The following is a 19005-nucleotide window of genomic DNA, read 5'->3' on the forward strand; positions in this document are numbered from 1 at the left end:
GAGAAAAAAATGAATATTATTTTATTAGGAGCTCCAGGGAGCGGTAAAGGAACTCAAGCTGAAAAGTTGGTTCAAGATCATAATTTTGAACAACTTTCAACAGGGGACTTATTTAGAAAAAATATCAATGATAAAACCGAAATGGGAGTGGAGGCTAGTAAATTGATCAATGCAGGAAAACTAGTTCCCGATGATATTACAAATAAAATGGTTGATAATCATTTGAAAAATAATCGCAGTGATGGTTTAATTTTTGATGGCTACCCTAGAACAATTAATCAAGCTGAGGTTTTAAATGATTTGTTAAAATCATCTCAATCAAAAATTGATAAAGTCATTTTATTAGAAGTCGACGAAGAAAAACTCTTAGAAAGACTTGTGGGACGATTAATTTGTCCTCAATGTAAGAGAAGTTTTCATGTAAAAAATCGACCTCCAAAAACGCCGGGAATTTGTGATTATGATAAATCAGTTTTAATAACTCGTCCAGATGATAGCCCTGAGAAAATTTCAATAAGATTACAAGCTTATGAAAAAGAAACTAAACCCTTAGTGGAGTTTTATGAAGGTAAAGGTAATTTAATTAAAATCAAGGCAGACAATTTAACCTCTCAACAAGTGAACGAAAGTATTTTAAAGGCGTTGGAGCTATAATGGTTACTATTAAATCCGAATTTGAAATTTCAAAAATGAGAATTGCTGGCCAAGTTTTAGGTCAAGCATTGAAATTGTTAGAGGAAATGATACAACCAGGAGTTAACTGTCTAGATTTAGATAAAGCCTTTATTGAATTTATTACTTCAAAAGGATGTACAAGCAATTTTCTAGGTTATTATGACTATCCAGCTCATATTTGTGTATCTGTTAATGAACAACTAATACACGGTATTCCACAAAACCGCATTTTAAAAGATGGTGATATTGTTTCAATTGATACAGGTTGTGTCTTTGAGGGGTATCATGCTGATGCGGCTTTGACAAAAATTTGCGGAGAACCTAGAAATAACTTAGAATTAAAATTAGTGAACGACACAAGAAAGTCACTAGAATTGGCAATTGAACAGGTGAGAGACGATGTACGCATCGGAACCATTTCTGCTACTGTTCAAAAATTTATTGAGCAAAATGGTTTTCAATTGCCAACAGATTTTGCTGGACATGGAATCGGTACTGCAATGCATGAAGATCCGTTAATTCCTAACACAGGAAAAATGGATACAGGAATGCGTTTAAAAGCAGGAATGACTATTTGTATCGAACCAATGGTGCAAATTTCCACTAGCAAAACAATTACCGCAAAAGATAAATGAACAGTTATTTCTGCGGACAATAGTATGGCTGCACACTTTGAACATACTATCTTGGTAACCGAAGAGGGATGTGAAATCCTTACTTTATTTAAAGATTAGGAGAGATAATTATGGCAAAAGAAGATCTTTTAGAAGTAGAAGGTATTGTGCAAGAAGTGTTGCCAAACGCAACATTTAAGGTGAAACTAGAAAACGAAATTGTTATCGACGCCCACGTGTCGGGTAAAATCCGAATGAATTACATCCGCATTTTACCCGGAGACAAGGTAACAGTTGCAATTTCACCATATGATATGACACGTGGTAGAATTACTTACCGAAACAAAGGTTAGTAATATTTAAACAAAAATTATGGAGGTTATAAGATGAAAGTAAGATCATCAGTCAAGAAAATATGCGATAAATGTCGTGTAATTAGACGAAAAGGCCGTGTAATGATTATTTGTGGCCAACCCAAACATAAACAACGACAAGGTTAATATAAGAAAGAAAGGAAATAAAAAATGGCTCGTATTAGTGGAGTAGAAATTCCAAATGAAAAAAGAGTAGTTATTGCTCTGACTTATATTTATGGAATAGGTTTATCAACATCACAAAAAGTCTTATCTGCTACTGAAATTAGCGAAGACGTTCGTGTTAAGGATTTAACAGAAGAACAAATTAAGAAAATTTCAAGTCAGCTTTCAGAAATTAAAACTGAAGGAGATTTACGTAGAGAAACAGCTTTAAATATCAAAAGATTAATGGAAATCGGAAGTTACAGAGGAATGCGTCACCGTAAAGGTTTACCTGTTAGAGGTCAATCAACAAAACAAAACGCACGTACCAGAAAAGGTCCCAAAAAAACTGTAGCTAACAAGAAAAAATAGGTAGAAGGAGAACGTAATTATGGCAAAACCACAATCAAAAACAACCCGCAAAAAAGTCAAAAAAGACATTGCAAAAGGGATAGCTCACATTCACTCTACTTTTAACAATACAATTGTTACAATTTCAGATGAAAAAGGAAATGTACTTTCTTGATCTAGTGCTGGTGCACTAGGATTTAAAGGTGGTAAAAAATCAACCCCTTATGCTGCTCAAATGATTGCTGAAGCTGCTGGTAAAGGAGCTATGGACAATGGAGTTAACTCTGTTCAAGTAGAAGTTAAAGGTCCTGGTCCAGGTAGAGATGCTGCAGTTAGAAGTTTACAAGCAATTGGGCTAACAATTACATCAATTAAAGATACAACACCAATCCCACATAATGGAGTACGTCCACCAAAACGTCCAAGAGGTTAATATGAAACAATTTACAAAACCAGAATTTAACCTTTTAAAAGAAGAAAAAGGTAAAGCTTATGGTAAATTTATGGTAGAACCACTTGAAAGAGGTTTTGGTATTACACTAGGTAACGCTTTGCGTCGTACCCTTTTGGCTGCGACTCCAGGAGCTAGTGTTTATGCGATAAAAATAGTTGGAGCTGCACATGAATTTACTTCAATTAATGGGATAGTTGAAAATGTAAGTAGAATTATTTTAAATATTAAAAATTTAGTACTAACAATAAATGAAAATATTTTTGAAGACGAAGAAGTTGCGGAATTAAAAATTTCAGCAAATACTGTAGGAGAAGTTCTTGCAAAGGATATAATTTGTCCAGCCGGAGTGGAAATTTTAAATAAAGATTTACATATTGCAACAATCGCTGATGGTGGTAGTTTGGAAATGATTTTATTTGCAAAAAATTCTCGAGGATATCGTTCATTTAAAGAAAATAAAAAAGAGAAATTAGTTGCAGATGCAATCACAATTGACTCGAACTATTCTCCAATCGTTAACGTAAACTACTCAGTTGATGTAACTAAAATCGGACGTTCAATCGATCTTGAAAAATTAGAGATTGAAGTTGAAACAAATGGTTCAATTTCAGCAGCTGATGCAATTGCTGTGGCTTCAAAAGTTATGGTTGAACATTTAGAATTATTTGTTAATTTAAATAGTGAAATTTCAACTTTAGAAGTAATCGGACAAGCAGATGACGACGATGAAAAAGAATTAGATAAAATGATTGAAGATTTAGACTTTACTCAAAGAAGTTTAAATTGTTTAAAAAGAGCTCAAATCAACACTCTAAGAGACTTGGTTTCAAGAACAGAAGATGAAATCCAAGAGATTCGCAATTTAGGACGCAAATCATTTAAAGAAATTAAGGATAAAGTTGCTCAGTTAACTTTAAACTTTAAACAGGATTAGGAGGAAAGATTATATGTCATATATTCAAAAACGTGGTAAAAATACAGCTTGAAGAGTCGCTTTGATGAGAAATCTAACCACTGAACTTATTATTTCAGAAAGATTAGAAATAACAGAAACAAGAGCAAAAGAATTACGTACTCATTTTGATAAGATGGTTACCTTAGGTAAACGTCAAGATCTTCATGCCCGTCGTCAAGCAGCGGCATGATTGAGAGACATTGATGCAAGCGAAAAAGAAACTGCTTTGCAAAAATTATTTAATGACTTAGCAAAACGTTTTAAAACAAGAAATGGTGGATATACTCGTATCTTAAAATTAGATAACAGAAGAGGCGATAACGCACCAATGGTAATAATAGAATTAGTTTAAAAATATTTTTAAAATAACCCAATTAAGGGTTATTTTTTTTGATATAATAATTTTTAGAAATGAGCGATACTATGAATAAAAATACTTTAAAACTTACGTCAAAAATTGTTACAGCGACATCACTGTCAATTTACTTACTTTTAGTTTTAGTCTTTGCCCCAGTTTTAATCAAAAACGATGATCAAGGTTCATTTTATGTCTTTCTTTACGGTTATCTATTTTTAACACTTATACCTTATTCGGTCGTAGGACCATTATTTCTTTGAAATTTTCAAGTCGAAAAGAGAAACTATAATCAGTCACTAATTTTCTCGATTTTAATCATAGCAACCCAAATTCCCTTGATAAGTATGCTAGCATATGGTGTTTCTCAATTTGACAACTGAAAAGTAACTGAATACGCTAATTCAAGTCATTTATTCATTGAGTCAACTTTAATTTTAATCTCATCAATCCTAATCATTATTTCTTTGTTATATCTGATTTTTAATAAAAAACCAGCAGAAATCGATCCTTGAGATAGCATTGTTATTGAGATTGAAAAACGCTCACGTCAAAGCATTAAAGATGCAAGAGAAGATTTGCAGAAATTTAAGGCTGAACTTAAATAAAATTATAATTATTTTCTGGTTTATTAATAATATGCTTGATTATATTAATTTTAAAGGTTAAAATAATATCTAAGCAATTACAACTTATATGATTTATAATTAGTATAAGGTACTAAAATTTTGTTTAAATCCAGAAAGGTGAAAATATGAAAGAAGTTTATTTGAATAAAAATGATTTAAATGATTTTAAACTTAAGTTGAATGAATTTAACGATAAATTAGCTCAAGCTGGTCAAGAATATGTTGAAATTAAATTTAAAGTTGTTAATGGAGAAGCTGATAAAGCAGAAAAACTTCATTACATTGAAGCTCATAAGCAAGCCCAAATCGCATACAGACAAATCGCAACGACACCAATTTTTAGGGACAACTATTTAAGAGCCAAAGAAAAATTTAAAAATCTTTCAAGTGATAGCCAGGAATACCAAGAAGCCAAGGACAACTTCATTGAAGCAAAAGAACTTTTTAAAGCTTCAAAAGTTGCCATTAGAGAAAGGGGGGTATCAGGAGAGTTATCAAAAAAAAGCGAAATCGCTTTGGAATTGAAAAATCTAAACTATCGATACCCAAAATCAGCTCAATTAGTTGTTAGGGATGTAAGTGTTAAAATTAAGCACGGAGAGTACGTAGCAATTATTGGTCATAATGGTTCAGGGAAATCAACTTTAAGTAAATTAATTATTGGTGTTTTAACCCCAATTAGCGGTAGTATGTATATTTTTGATAACCATGTTACTCGCAATAATTTAAATATCATCCGTAGGTTTTTAGGGATTGTTTTCCAAAATCCTGATAACCAATTTATTGGTTCAACAGTTAAAGATGATATTGCCTTTGGTTTGGAAAACCGTCGTATAGATCCAAAATTAATGCAAGAAAAAATTGAAAATGCAGCTAAAAAGGTAAGGATGGAGAAGTTCTTAGATCATGAACCATTAATGCTTTCGGGAGGTCAAAAGCAAAGGGTTGCCATTGCCTCGGCCTTAGCGCTTTCCCCAGATATAATAATTTTTGATGAAGCAACTAGTATGCTAGATCCAAAGGGTAAAAGAGAAGTAAAAGAAATAATGGTTGAGCTTAAAAATACTCGAGAAAAAACTATATTCTCAATTACTCATGATATGGACGAAATTTTAAATGCTGATAAAGTTATGGTTATGAATGCGGGAAGCTTAGTCAGATTCGGAACTCCAAAAGAAATATTAAAGGATCGTGATTTTTTAAGATCGATTCACTTGGACATCCCCTTTATTGCTCAAGTAGAAGAAGCTCTGAATGGAATTGGATTTAAAATAAATGATTCAGAAAATCTAGATGAATTGGTGAAAAAAATATGCAAGAAATAAAACAAGTTAAAAGCAGTAAAGTAGAAAGTAAAATAAATAAAATGAATAAAAAATCTGAAAAAGAAATTCAGATTAAATATAAAAAAGAATTTCAACAATTAAATAAGACAAAAAAAGGGAACTTTAACTTCAAAGAAGACATTGTTTTTGAAAATGTCTCATACACTTACGGTAAAAAAACTCCCTTTGAATTCAGAGCTCTTGACGGAACTAGTATTACAATTAAAAAGGATATTATTACCGCTGTAATTGGTACAACCGGTAGTGGTAAATCAACACTAATACAGTTAACAAATGGGCTATTAGTTTCTGAAACTGGTAGAGTATTGGTTGGAGAGTATCCAATATTAGCAAATAGTAAAAAGATTAAAGAAGTTAAAAAGTTACGAAGAGAAATTGGATTAGTATTTCAGTTTCCTGAGTATCAACTTTTTCAGTCAACTATTGAAAAAGACATCTCTTTTGGACCAATAAATTTAGTTGGTAAATCACAAACTAAAGAAGCTATAAGTGACGTGCCCAGACTACTAGAATTAGTAAGTTTACCAGCAGATTACTTAGAAAGAAGTCCTTTTGATTTATCTGGAGGTCAGAAAAGAAGAGTTGCCATTGCAGGGATTATTGCGATGAATGGAAACACTTTAGTTTTAGATGAACCTACAGGTGGTTTGGACCCCCAAGGGGAAGAGGATTTTATTAAATTATTTGACAAATTAAACAAAGAACAAGGAAAAAGAATTGTCCTAGTTACGCATAATATGGATCACGTTCTGCAAATAGCTGATGAGGTGGTTGTTATGCATTTAGGAAAAGTTATAAAAGTGGGAACACCATTTGAAATCTTTAGGGATCAAAAACTTTTAGAGTTAATAGAAATTGATCCTCCAAAAATTTATCAACTAGTTCATAAACTGGCAGATGCTGGGATTGATTTATCAGATAAACCAATTCGTACAATTGCAGATTTTACAAAGGAACTAAAACTTGTAAAAAATAAGAAATAGATTGGAGAAATAATATATGAGAATGGTCTTCGGTAGATACATGCCCTATAATTCAGTAATTCATCGAATGGATCCCCGTTTAAAGTTGTTTATGATTTTATCAATGATAACAGCGTTATTTTTCCCGGTTGGTTTCACAGGTTTTACCTTTTTAATTGTTTTGATAATGACTATTTTCACAATGTCAAAACTAAAATATTCAATGTTATTAAAGTTATTAAGACCCATAATTTTCATGTTTTTGGTAGTTTTCCTATTTAACATTTTTATAGCAAAACCATCAATGCATCCAGACAATATCTTAACAAACTGAACTCAATTAAGTGCAGGATTTAGTTATGGACTTTTTAAGGATTATGGTTATACTTTGAGAATTTGAAATATTTACTTGAGTGAATATGTAGTTTATTCTTCAATAATGTTATCTTTAAGAATATTTTTAATGATAACTTGTACAACTATTTTAACTGGAACAACCCAACCTTTAGAGTTGACTTTGGCGATTGAAGATTTATTATTTCCATTGCGAATAATTGGGATTCCGGTTTACATTTTTTCAACCATTATCTCAATTGCTTTGAGAATGATACCAACATTAATTGATGAAGCGGGAAGAATTATGAAAGCCCAAGCATCTCGAGGAATTGACATTAAAAATGGTCATTTCAAAGATAAAGTAAAAGGGATGACATCGCTTATCATACCTTTATTGGTTTCATCGTTTCAAAAAGCCGAGGACTTGGCTTTTGCGATGGATTCAAGAGGATATGACCCTCACGCAAAAAGAACTCGTTATCGCCAAGTAAAATTTCAAATAGTTGATATTTTTATCTTTTTGATTTCATTAACAGTGGTTTCGTTTGTTATCGCTTATGCTTTTTCAAGTGTATTAAATCAATTCTATATACCAAGAATCGATGGGATTTTGTACAAAGATTTTAGTCGATGGTAAAAAAGAACTGTTATTTATTGAGTTTAGCCTACAATGGTACTAACTATTCAGGTTGAGTAATTCAAAACAAGCAGATAACAATTCAGGGTTGCTTAAATAAAGCTATCAAAAGTGTGATTAAAAGTAGTGATTTTAGAACGATTGGTGCTAGCAAAACTGATGCAAAAGTACACGCTCTAGATCAAAAAGTTTGATTGCAACTTAATTTCGAACCTAACCTTACAGGTTTTGCAGCCGGAATAAATAAAGCCTTACCCGCAGATATTAGGGTTTTAGACATCAAGCCCGTGGATGAAAAATTTTATGTCCGCAATACCGTTCAAAAAACTTACAAATATCAAATTAATAATGGTGAGTATGATGTATTAAATGAAAATTGATTTTTGTACTATGATTACAAAAAGTTAAATTTAGAAGAACTTAGAAAAAATGCTCAAATTTTTATTGGAAAACATGATTTTTTTGCTTTTTCAGGACTATCCCTTGAAGAAAGGTTGCAAATTAATACAATAAGGTCAATTGATGAAATTAAGGTTGAAGAAGTTTCAAACCACAGTTTTATTATTTATTTTGTCGCTAAGGGTTTTATCAGATACCAGATCAGAACAATTGTCCAAACAATTTTGGCTATTTGTGAAGGTAAGATAAGTGCTCAGAAAGTTATTTCGGCACTAAAAGGTGATATAGATAAAAAAATCCCTTATCGCGCTAAACCCAAAGGTCTGACTCTTGTGAAAATAAACTATTAGTAGACTTCAAATAATAGTTTAAAATTAGTATTTTTTACTTTTAAATTTACTCTATTTACTATATAATATTATTGCTTACTCATTAGCCCCGGACAAGTCTAAGGAGATTTAAGCATGAGACAAACAACACTAATCAAGACAGCAGAAATTGCTAAAAAATGATATATTGTGGACGCTCAAGACGCAATTGTAGGTAGATTAGCTACTCAAGTTGCGATGGTATTGAGAGGGAAACACAAACCCACTTTTACCCCACATATTAACAACGGTGATCACGTTATTATAATTAACGCTGATAAAGTTAGATTTACAGGGAAAAAAGAAACTGATAAAAATTACTACCACCATACAATGCACCCTGGAGGATTACGCAGACGTAACGTTGCGACTCAACGTGAACTACAACCAATTAAGATTTTAGAACACGCAATTCGTTTAATGTTACCAAAAAATGTTCAGGGTTCAAACCAATACCGTGCATTACATGTATATGCTGGAAGTGAACATCCACACCAAGCACAACAACCAGAAGTACTTGTAATTGATTCAAATAGAAATGGAGATAAGAAATAATGGCAGCAAAAAAATCTGATGCAGCAATGTATCGAGGAACCGGAAGAAGAAAATCTTCAGTTGCTCAAGTTATTTTAACTCCAGGTAATGGCGAAATTATTGTAAATGGTAAGAAAGCATTGGACTTTTTCCCTTATGCAACTTTAGTTCAAGATATGGAGCAACCTTTAGAAGCTACAGGAACCAAAAAAGACTTCGACATTAAAATTAAAGTTAATGGTGGAGGATTTACAGGTCAAGCTGGAGCTGCTAGATTAGGTATCGCACGTGCGCTATTAGAAGCCAGTGTTGATTACAAACCTCAATTACGTGGTTTAGGATTACTAACCCGTGATGCGAGAGTTAAATTACGTAAACAATACGGGCTTTATGGTGCTCGCCGTGCCCCACAATACTCAAAACGTTAAGATTCATGAAACACTTTTGAGTGTTTTTTTTTCGCAAAAATGCCTAAAAGAGTATCAATTTTGAGAAAATCAATTATAATAGATTTATAAATATCAGGCGAGAAAATTATTACTACTACCTTATTGTAAACAAGAAAGGAAATGTAATGAAAAAAATTTTAAGTTTACTAGCAGCAGCGAGTTTAATAACTTCATCTGCTGCAACAACTATAGCATGTCATAAGAAAGAAACTAATTCTAAACCAGCCCCTAAAAAAATAAATGAGAAAAATTTAGAACAGGGTTTACTAGCAGCAGCTCAACCATTCATCTTAGCAGATGCTGACGGGTACAATATTAATTATTTAGCGAATACAATTATTGGTAAAACTAAATTGACAGACAGCCAATATTCATTTGATTCAAAAGATAATGACTTGAGTGGTATAAAAACCGTTAGCGATTTCTGAGATAAAAATATCTACGTAAATGGAAGTTTTGCTGATACAGCGAAGTCAACAAATCTAAGTATTTTTAAAAATAGCAAAGAAAATGTTTCAGAAGATACTCAATTCCAATTAGGAGTAGCGTCTATTTTTATAGACTCCGTTGAACAAAATAATTTAGCAGCAGTTTTTGATGTTTTTGGTGAACAGATACCTTCTATTATAACTCCAGAATTGACTGAGCAAATTTTGAAATTGTTAAGTAAAGATAACCTAACAAATTTTGCTGACACATTTGATTTAAGTGCTTTTGATGGACTTAGTTATAAAGATGTAATTGGTTATTCAATAAACATCCTAGCAAATGCCTTGTCTTCTGGACTGGAAATGCGTGAGGGTTTGGTTGTTGCTATTCCAACTAGTGATGAAGGAACAAATGATAAAAATTTAGAAACTGGATTAAAGCTGGTATCAAAAGCCATTCAGAAGTTGACTAAAGGTGAGACAATTGATTTTTCAAACGCTCTTTTCCTTTCAAATATAATCAAATTTCTAATTATAACTAATAACTATATAGAACAATTTGAAACTTATGATAAATACGAGAACCCGACAGCAACTAAACTTTGATCAGCTAAGGAAAACAATCTAAATATAATAAAAAAAGTGTTGGACTCAAAATTTTCTGCTAAAGGTATAGAGTTTAATCCTAGCAGATTTTTGAAAACAATAAATAGATATCTTATTCCCAAAGGAAACGAAAAAGATATTTTCCAATTTCAAAAAATACTGAATATCTTGCTGCTTAATAATAATGGTTTGTTAAAAATTATTAGACAGTTTTTATTAGATACATTGATTAAGAGTGATTTTATTATCGATGTTGCTATAATACCGCTTATTAAAGGAATTTTAGAACAAAAAAGCATAAAGCCAACTCTAGAAGTTCTTTTGCCATTCGTTAGTGGTGATCTGAAAATAGCAATTGAAGAAATCCAAAAGAACGAGGAGTTTACTAAAAACCCATTGCTTTCAATTTATAGTGGTAATGGAATGAAGTTTATTTCTAAATTAATTCCAGCTCTAGAAAGTGTTGTTGGTGAAGGCAGTTTAAGTGATTTATTAAATAATTTAAAAATAGGTGAAGTACTTTCATTAAAAGAATTTTTAGAATCTGCTATTGGTGGAAATAGTCCTGAGCTGCCTCAGGGGATCCTAATTGAAGATGTCCTTAATTTGATTAATTCTTTAGGTAAAAGTGACGCACCTGGAAATAATAACAAGACAGTGTTAGAAAAAGCTTTAAAGAACCCCGAAAAGCTTTTAAGTATTCTTGGATTTGATAAAAATACCAAAACCTTCAAAATTGATTCACCTCTTTCTCATCTTGACAAAATTTTGAGTAACAAAGATTTATTGAAATTCTTAAGTAAATTAGTAGGAATTGTTAAAGATAGTTTAGAAAGATTTTCAAATAATTTTAATAATGAGCTTATCAATAAGCTAAAAAAAGATAAATGAACGTTATTAGAATCAAAGCCAATTTATGATTCTAATAAAAAACTCACCGACTTTAATTTAATTATAAAATATGAAAATAAGGAATACACATTAAATGCAAAAGTAGCAGACGGAACAACAAGTCTGATGGGTGAAAAATTTTATATTAATTATATAAATAGAAAATAGGTAACGTTACTAAACCATAAATACACCAATAATCCCTTTTAAAATTTTTAAAAGGGATTATTTATTTAGCAATCTTTTGATTAACATTAACGTTCTAGTTTTAGGTTAATTTAACTTTAAATGTTATAATTAGATAAAAAGAAAGGGAATAAATATGTCGCAAGAAATTACACATGATAACAAAGAATTATTTTTCGACTTTTTTCTCTTTAAAAATAAGTATAAGGATAACCTTGAAGAACTTGATGAATTTATCTCAAGTTTTAAGATAGATAACATAAATAAATTATCAGACCTGGAAGGTTTCTTTAAGGGTACAATGTTAAAACAAGTATTTCTATGTTTGGTTGATAATAAAACCAACACGGTAGGTTTGAAAAATTCTAAAAATGGTCAGAAGGAAGTATTTAATTTTCTTTTTAGATTTGAATTTTCTGATATTTATCAATCAAGACTTCCTCTAGGATGCTGTGTGGCTTTTGGTGCGGATATTGACCCAAAGAGAGCTGTTGTAAATGTCAAAAATATCTTTATTACTAAACTTACTAGCAAACCTCAATATTTTGAGTCAGTCATCAAGGATTGTCGTTCGCGTGTAATTTATTCAAATACTGAAATTAGTAATGAGGAGCTTTTGGAAAGAAATGTACTAAACTCTGAAACAGTTTCAAAAATCAATAAACTTTTAACTAACTTTGAAAATGAAGCTTTGGAGTGAGAAAATTACTTAGATTATTTGAACGATTCTCTTGAAATTAAACGTCGTTTAGCAATCCCCTTTTTAAATAGTGAAATTAGTGAGTTTATAAAAATAGATAAAAAAATGGCAAGCTCTTTGAGCGAAGAGGCAATTGATCACTTCGTATCTTCTAATTACAAATATTTTGATAAAAAATATGAATCTACTTTTAATATGAAAAATATTAACTATGAAATTGTCAATATAGTAACATTTGAAATAATAAGTGACCTAGAATCCAAAAAGTTTAACCGAATAAAGAAAATGGATGACCTCTTTTTATTACCGATATCTTCTAATAAAAATATTCAAAACTTTTCTCAATTAAAAAATAACATTGATTCAATTTTGAATTTTAAAAGTTTAGGGGAGAATGCAATAAGAGTGGATTCAAAAATTCGATTAGATATTTTAGTTGGTAATCGTGAAGTTGGTAGCTTATTTAATTATTGAAAAACTAACGGCACAACTATTTTAGGTCATTTTCCTGACCAATTAAAGGAAATTAATGGTTTAGAAACAATAGAAAATAACAAAATTTTGTCAGTTAGCTATGAAATAACGAATTTTGATATTGAAGATTTAAATAAAAATGACTTACTTCATAGTTTAAAAAATGGATACCTATCATATCTGGGTATTGGTGACGAAACAATTATCAAGAGAAGTAGAGGCATCATAAAAAAAATTAGAAATGGATGAGTTAAAAACCCTTATCTAGCTAATTATTTATTCAATACCGAATCAATTGAGGTAAATAACTCTGAGCAAGAATATAATTTAGAAAATGTTAACTTTTATAATGAACTAAATCATAAACAAAAAGTTGCAGTTGTTAAAGCTCTAAACTCAAAGGATATTTTTTTATTACAAGGACCTCCGGGGACTGGAAAAACTCAGGTTATTTCTGAAATTGTTTATCAATTAGCTAACAGAAATAATAAGGTATTGATTTCTTCTCAAAATCATGAGGCTATTAATAATGTTATCGATCGTCTGCCTTTAGAACCCGATCTTTATAAAATGAGATTAAGCAACGTTTCTTTTTTAGAAAATAAAAATGTTAACAATTTTGCCCCCGAAAGATTATTGTTGAACTATTATAATTCAGTTGGAAAGATTGTCTATGATAAAGTTTTTCAAAACGGAGAAGATCTAAAATCAGCAAAAGAAGAGTTGTTGCAAATTGAAAAAATGCTGGCTGATTTCGATTCAGTAAAAATAAAGAATGATGAGCTTTCAAAAATTTCAGCCAAGATAGAATCTATAAAGAGTGAAATATCTTTAATCCAGGAAAAATTCAATTCTGAAAATATTGAATACGAAGATTTAGAAGAGGATATTTTTCAAATAGAAAATCTTTCAAAAAATATAGAAACAAAAAACTTTGATGGAGTAGTTCCAAATAATAGAATTATTATTGAGGTTTATGAAAAAGTTTTAAAGAAAAATATGGATCTGTTATTTCAAAAAATATCAAAAGAACCTTCAGAGAATGTTTATAAAAATATTGGTTATATCTGAAATCGTTTTGTTTTAAACAACAAATCATATATCGACTTACTGGATTTAAAAAATAAATTGTCTAGTTTAAGTGCTACAAGTGAATATGAAAATGTAATCAAATTAAAAAACGAAATTAACGATTTAGAATTGGAAATTGAAAAAGATAAATATATCAGCAATTTAAATGTTATTTTAAATAATTTTAATCGTGAACTTAATAAAAAAATTAAAAGTTTTTCTAAAAAAAATAATTCTAATTCAGATCAAACAAAAATTAACTCTTTAAATCATGAATTAAATAATTTATTAGTCAGTCACTCTAAAATTAAAAAAAGTATTTCTGAGGTAATGGGAGCAGTTCAATCAAAAGTTGAGATTTTTAATAGTCTTTACGGTAAAAATTTAAATGTCCTAAGAGATGATTATAAAAAAATAATAACTGATAAACTGCAAGAACTTGATAAAAAAGTAGATATTTTTGAAAATAATAAACAAAAATTGAAACCTATTTACGAAAAAACATTGAGATTCCTTGGGAATCATTATGAATTGTACTATGATTCGAATAAAAATAATGATTCAATAAAATTTAATTTCCAGACGCTAAATGAAACGAAAAAATTTCTACCAATATTAATAAAAAATTTAACAAATATTTATGCTATGACTCTGAATTCACCAAGTCAATTTTACTTTGAAAAAAATAAAATTGCTAAAAGTGTTGATTTAGAAAAAATTGACTTAAATAATTTGAATATTGATACAGTAATTATCGATGAAGCAAGTAAGGCTACAATGTTAGAAATAATAATGCCCTTGGTTTTTGGTCATAGTTTAATTTTGGTTGGTGATTATCGTCAGTTACCCCCTTTAATAAAAATAACCCAAGCAGAAGTTGATTTTATAAATGCAGAAACTAACAAGAATTATGACTTTGAAAAAATTTATAAATTACTTGATGATTCTATTTTTAAAAAATTAATCACAAGAGCCAACCCAACAATTAAAGAGACTTTGCAAGTTCAATATAGAAGTAGCCGACAAATTATGGAAGTTGTTAACAATTTTTACGATGGTTATTTAAAAATTGAAGATGAAACCGATTTGAAAAAATTCCATAACCTAAAAGTAACCTCATCAATTGGTAATAGTATTATTTCCCCAGAAATTTCAACTTACTGAGTTGATTCAAGCCGCAGGGCTGATGGAGAATTATCTTTAGAACAAACCGAAGATTTTTCTACAAGTTTTTATAATGATTTAGAAATTGATTTAACAATTGAAATGATAAAAAAAATCGATAAGAGTGTGGGGGAGAGAAAGTCAAATTTTTCTGAAAAACCTTCGCTTGGAATAATCTGCATGTACGGACTCCATGTTAATAAAATGAAAAGATCTTATAAAAAAATTAGTTCTTCAATTAATAATTTGAAGGTAATAATAAGCACTGTAGATGATTTTCAAGGTAAGGAATGTGATTTTGTTATTGTTAATTTAGTCAGAAATCCTGCTAAAATTTCAAGTATAGGACAAAAATTTATTAAGCGATACGAGAGAATCAATGTAGCTTTTTCTAGAGCAAGAAAGTTATTAATTATAATTGGTTCATCAAGAACAACGAATGGTGTATCAGTAAAGATACCTGATATGGAAAATCCATTAAAAATTAAGTCATTAAATGTGTATGATGATATATTGTCTTACATTAACTTCCACAAAGGTTATAAAACGGCTAAAGATATTTATGAATAGGAGATAAAGTTATGATTTTTGAAAATATTAAATTGAAGTACTATAAAATTTCAAATCCGCTACAGATTGAATATTTTCAAACTCGTAAGCCGAATCTTTTTGAATTTTTAATACTGCAAATAATTATTGATCATCCCGATAGAAGTGATACTATGCAAGAGATTTTGAAAAAAGATTTTAATATTTCTGAAATTACTATTTTTCAGAAAACTTTTATTGAACTTAAAAAAAATAAATTAATTAAGGAGAAAGTTTTAAATTCAATTGATTATATAGTTTCACGAGGAGATTCAAATTTTAATTCGCCTATTGAAAAATTTGACGTTGAAGAAGAAATTAAAAAAGTTTTTAAAACTGAAAATTATGTTATTTCTCAAGAAACAAAAAACAAAAGAGTTTTTGTTGAGTATGATTTTATAAACGAAGAATTCAAAATTAAGGATACAAATTCTGAAAAAAATTTTACTAGTACCTACAATTATGAAATGAAAAATGATTTCAGCAAAAATCTTGATAAAAAAGATTTCGAAAATATATTAGATAAATATCTCCATGAAAATAATGATTGATTTTCATCAGAGGATATTTTAAAAGATGTTTTCTTTAACAATGATAATACAAAACAGCTTAATAATTTACTATTCTCAAGTAAAATAAACTCGGTTGTTTGTGAAAAGCAAATAAGTCTTGAAATAAAAAATAACGGAGCTGTCAACATTATCTCTGAAAATCAAAAGATTTTGAAATATTTTCAAGATAACGAATCTGCTAGAAGTGATTTATTCAAAAGCATCATTGAACAGTATAATCATAAGATACTAGAAATTTTTGAACCAAAACGTGGGGTAATCGACCAAACTATTTTTGATGAGAAAATTTTTAGTCATGATAATCTACCTGATTATGAAAGAAGTGAACTTCTTTTATTGAATAATGACGATTATTTTGCAGAAGATAAAGTTTTGAATTTCAAAAAGCTAACTAAAAATACCAAATATATAATTATCTATAACTCAAAAGCAAATACATCATTGCAAGAATTTAAAGATGGCAAACAGATTTTTTATCTAAATCAGGTTAGCGATGACACACTGATTAATTCAACAGTTTCATTCTTAAATTTCAATACTGGTTTTACAAATTTTGCTTTAGTAAAAACACCGCTAACAAATTTGAATTTTGAAATACCTATTTTCAAAAAAATAAATAATACCAACGATCAGCAAAGAAAAGTTTTGGAAAGTGTTTGTCTTGGATTAACAAATACATTTAAAAGAGCTATGAATACTAAGGAGTATTCCAAAGCGGTTTATCTTTTTGAAATGATTAGAACTTTAAATCATGTTGAAAACGCTTTTGAGGTCATTGAAGAAAAACTGATTAGTGATATATCAGAAGGAGAAGTTTTTGAAAATTTCGGGTCTTTATTAAAATTATCAACTACTGAGGCTATTTTTAAAAAATACGAAACTATAATGATTAAAATATTATCCGACATTGGTAATTCAAAAAATCATTCTTCATTACCTGCTATTTTGGGTAAATACAGCATCTTTAATAAGGAAGTTTTTAAAAAGATTTTATTTGATGTAAAATCAGATTTCAATCTTGAACAGATAATAAAGATGGATGAAGTTTTGAAAAAAATGGATATTGATATTTGGAAATTCAATATTTTTAATTGTTTAAAGGTGTTAGCTGAACGTTTTGTTAATAATCCCAAATTTGACTCTTTAAATTTAAGCAATTCAAGTAATTCATTAATTTTAAAAAATCATATTGAATTATTTAATAACTACATTATAATGACGTCGTATTTTAATAAGAAACAATACGACGAAGCAGCTCAAATTTTTGCTAGTCTTTTTGAAAATCTAATTAATGTGCTCAATAATTTAAAAAATATTAAAAATGATTTTGAAACTTATTATAGATATCTTGGGGATAAAATGGCATCGTATTATTCTGAATATAATACCTATCTAGAAGGCAAAATTGCCCTTAACATAAAAACGCCAATTTGAAATATAAGATCTGAAAATATCAAAAAATACCAAAAATTAAATGGAGAATTAAATAAAAATATGCCAAAAATTCTATTTAATTACCCATTAGAATTTAAAATTGCATATGTAAACAAGGAAGAAAACTCAAGTAAAAATGATTGATTCTTCGCTAAGATCAATGTTAAACAATTGATTTTAGATATTTATGCGAGATAGAATAGAGGATTAAAATGAGCAAATCAGCCAAGGAAGTACTATTAGACTATAAAAGAAAAGTAAAACACATTTCTGATGATATAAATTTTTTGATTAATACAATAAAAATGATTATAGCATCTTGTGAAAAAATTGATAACTCCGATATTTACCATGAAGAGCTTAACATGTTATTGAAAAGATTGAACGAAAAACAATTCGAATTAAATACAAATGCGCTTGATAAAAAAATTTCAAAAGATGTTCACACAGCTACAGAAACTCTGAAAGAAATTAATTCCTATTTAAATCGCCAAGTAGATGATGTGGCACTAATAAAGCAGGCGGCATTAGAAATTAAAGCTAAGGTTATTAAATCAGAAATTGAACAAACTCAAATAAATTTAAAAAACAATACTTATAATTCATTTCGCGAGGCTGTGGATAAAGTTTTAGATAGTATCAACGATGCTGAAAGTTACAATTTTTTGAAAAAATATGTTGAGGAAAACCAAAATACTTTGATTAATGTAGGCCTTAATTCAATACAAGCTCATTTACTTCAACAAGCGGCTGATTTTGTTGTCAAACCTCAAAGCATCTTGAGCAGGGTTGTTAATTTTCAACTTGAACAGTTTAAAGATGATCCCGATTTAATGGATATAATCAAGGCGAATAGCAAAGAGGTTGAACTTTCGATTAATGAGAATAGTACTTCAGAAAAAATAAAAGCCTTTTTAAATGAAACAGAGCATCAAATAGCTTCTGAAGTTATCCGAAAAGAGGTTATAATTAAAATAATCCAGGCAATAAGAAATGTTGGTTTTGTTGTTAACAAAAGTGATGTGGTCAGAGCTAAAATGGGAAATAAAGTTATGATTTTAGCTCAAAAACCAACTGGAGAAACAGCGCAATTTGCAGTCGACCTAGATGGTAGCTACATTTATAACTTTGAAGGATATGAAGGCAAAGAGCACGATTATGATACTGATGATTTTATTCAAAAATTAAGAGATTTTGGCCTTGCTACTAGCGAGGAATTTCAAACAGTCTATCGTAAACCTAATTTCGTCGCAAAAAAAGAGAGCGCGATACAAAATGTTAATAATAAGAAAAAAACAAAATAAGGAGT

At 29.5% G+C, this 19005-nt stretch carries 19 protein-coding genes; all 19 read left to right on the forward strand.

What is annotated here, in order from left to right; genetic code table 4:
* Positions 1–9: 9 nt before the first annotated feature.
* The 19 genes from AACK87_RS01580 (at position 10) to AACK87_RS01670 (ending at position 19000) form a co-directional block, all read left to right on the forward strand.
* Positions 10–654, forward strand: a complete 645-nt coding sequence (locus tag AACK87_RS01580) for an adenylate kinase (RefSeq protein ID WP_338972828.1) — start codon at positions 10–12, stop codon at positions 652–654.
* Positions 654–1409 carry a type I methionyl aminopeptidase gene (map, locus tag AACK87_RS01585; RefSeq protein WP_338972829.1) on the forward strand — a complete coding sequence of 252 codons (756 nt, stop codon included), beginning with the start codon at positions 654–656 and terminating at the stop codon, positions 1407–1409. The genes AACK87_RS01580 and map overlap by 1 nt, the downstream gene beginning before the upstream one ends.
* Positions 1410–1420: 11 nt before the next feature.
* Complete coding sequence (gene infA, locus AACK87_RS01590; RefSeq protein WP_115557944.1) at positions 1421–1642, forward strand: translation initiation factor IF-1; 222 nt, start codon at positions 1421–1423, stop codon at positions 1640–1642.
* Positions 1643–1675: 33 nt separating this feature from the next.
* Positions 1676–1789, forward strand: coding sequence for a 50S ribosomal protein L36 (rpmJ, locus tag AACK87_RS01595; protein ID WP_115557945.1), 114 nt, complete (start codon positions 1676–1678; stop codon positions 1787–1789).
* A 24-nt stretch (positions 1790–1813) separates the two neighbouring features.
* The gene (gene rpsM / locus AACK87_RS01600; RefSeq protein WP_338972830.1) at positions 1814–2179 is read left to right on the forward strand and encodes a 30S ribosomal protein S13; all 366 of its coding nucleotides are present in this window, start codon (positions 1814–1816) and stop codon (positions 2177–2179) included.
* Positions 2180–2198: 19 nt separating this feature from the next.
* Positions 2199–2591 carry a 30S ribosomal protein S11 gene (rpsK, locus tag AACK87_RS01605; protein ID WP_115557947.1) on the forward strand — a complete coding sequence of 131 codons (393 nt, stop codon included), beginning with the start codon at positions 2199–2201 and terminating at the stop codon, positions 2589–2591.
* 1 nt (position 2592) lies between these two features.
* Positions 2593–3546, forward strand: a complete 954-nt coding sequence (locus AACK87_RS01610; RefSeq protein WP_338972831.1) for a DNA-directed RNA polymerase subunit alpha — start codon at positions 2593–2595, stop codon at positions 3544–3546.
* Between the two features lie 13 nt (positions 3547–3559).
* Positions 3560–3919, forward strand: a complete 360-nt coding sequence (gene rplQ / locus AACK87_RS01615) for a 50S ribosomal protein L17 (RefSeq protein WP_338972832.1) — start codon at positions 3560–3562, stop codon at positions 3917–3919.
* A gap of 59 nt (positions 3920–3978) precedes the next feature.
* A complete protein-coding gene (locus tag AACK87_RS01620) occupies positions 3979–4530 on the forward strand; it encodes a hypothetical protein (protein ID WP_338972833.1) in 552 nt (183 codons plus the stop codon).
* A gap of 146 nt (positions 4531–4676) precedes the next feature.
* Positions 4677–5876 carry an energy-coupling factor transporter ATPase gene (locus AACK87_RS01625; protein WP_338972834.1) on the forward strand — a complete coding sequence of 400 codons (1200 nt, stop codon included), beginning with the start codon at positions 4677–4679 and terminating at the stop codon, positions 5874–5876.
* A 41-nt stretch (positions 5877–5917) separates the two neighbouring features.
* Positions 5918–6880 carry an energy-coupling factor transporter ATPase gene (locus AACK87_RS01630; RefSeq protein ID WP_422397197.1) on the forward strand — a complete coding sequence of 321 codons (963 nt, stop codon included), beginning with the start codon at positions 5918–5920 and terminating at the stop codon, positions 6878–6880.
* 16 nt (positions 6881–6896) lie between these two features.
* Positions 6897–7832: an energy-coupling factor transporter transmembrane component T family protein gene (locus tag AACK87_RS01635; protein WP_422397190.1), complete on the forward strand. Its 936-nt coding sequence runs from the start codon at positions 6897–6899 to the stop codon at positions 7830–7832.
* A 17-nt stretch (positions 7833–7849) separates the two neighbouring features.
* Positions 7850–8581: a tRNA pseudouridine(38-40) synthase TruA gene (gene truA, locus AACK87_RS01640; protein ID WP_338972836.1), complete on the forward strand. Its 732-nt coding sequence runs from the start codon at positions 7850–7852 to the stop codon at positions 8579–8581.
* A 114-nt stretch (positions 8582–8695) separates the two neighbouring features.
* A complete protein-coding gene (rplM, locus tag AACK87_RS01645) occupies positions 8696–9154 on the forward strand; it encodes a 50S ribosomal protein L13 (protein WP_338972837.1) in 459 nt (152 codons plus the stop codon).
* Positions 9154–9561 (forward strand): 30S ribosomal protein S9, encoded by a 408-nt coding sequence (rpsI, locus tag AACK87_RS01650; protein ID WP_338972838.1) that lies wholly within the window; start codon positions 9154–9156, stop codon positions 9559–9561. Before rplM ends, rpsI begins: the two co-directional genes overlap by 1 nt.
* Before the next feature lie 146 nt (positions 9562–9707).
* Positions 9708–11675, forward strand: a complete 1968-nt coding sequence (locus AACK87_RS01655) for an MOLPALP family lipoprotein (RefSeq protein WP_338972839.1) — start codon at positions 9708–9710, stop codon at positions 11673–11675.
* Positions 11676–11829: 154 nt separating this feature from the next.
* Positions 11830–15672 carry an AAA domain-containing protein gene (locus AACK87_RS01660; protein WP_338972841.1) on the forward strand — a complete coding sequence of 1281 codons (3843 nt, stop codon included), beginning with the start codon at positions 11830–11832 and terminating at the stop codon, positions 15670–15672.
* An 11-nt stretch (positions 15673–15683) separates the two neighbouring features.
* Positions 15684–17894, forward strand: a complete 2211-nt coding sequence (locus AACK87_RS01665; protein WP_338972843.1) for a hypothetical protein — start codon at positions 15684–15686, stop codon at positions 17892–17894.
* 14 nt (positions 17895–17908) lie between these two features.
* Positions 17909–19000 carry a hypothetical protein gene (locus tag AACK87_RS01670; RefSeq protein ID WP_338972845.1) on the forward strand — a complete coding sequence of 364 codons (1092 nt, stop codon included), beginning with the start codon at positions 17909–17911 and terminating at the stop codon, positions 18998–19000.
* Positions 19001–19005 lie beyond the last annotated feature (5 nt).

It is taken from the genome of Spiroplasma endosymbiont of Panorpa germanica (assembly GCF_964019765.1).
GTDB lineage: Bacteria > Bacillota_I > Bacilli_A > Mycoplasmatales > Mycoplasmataceae > Spiroplasma_B.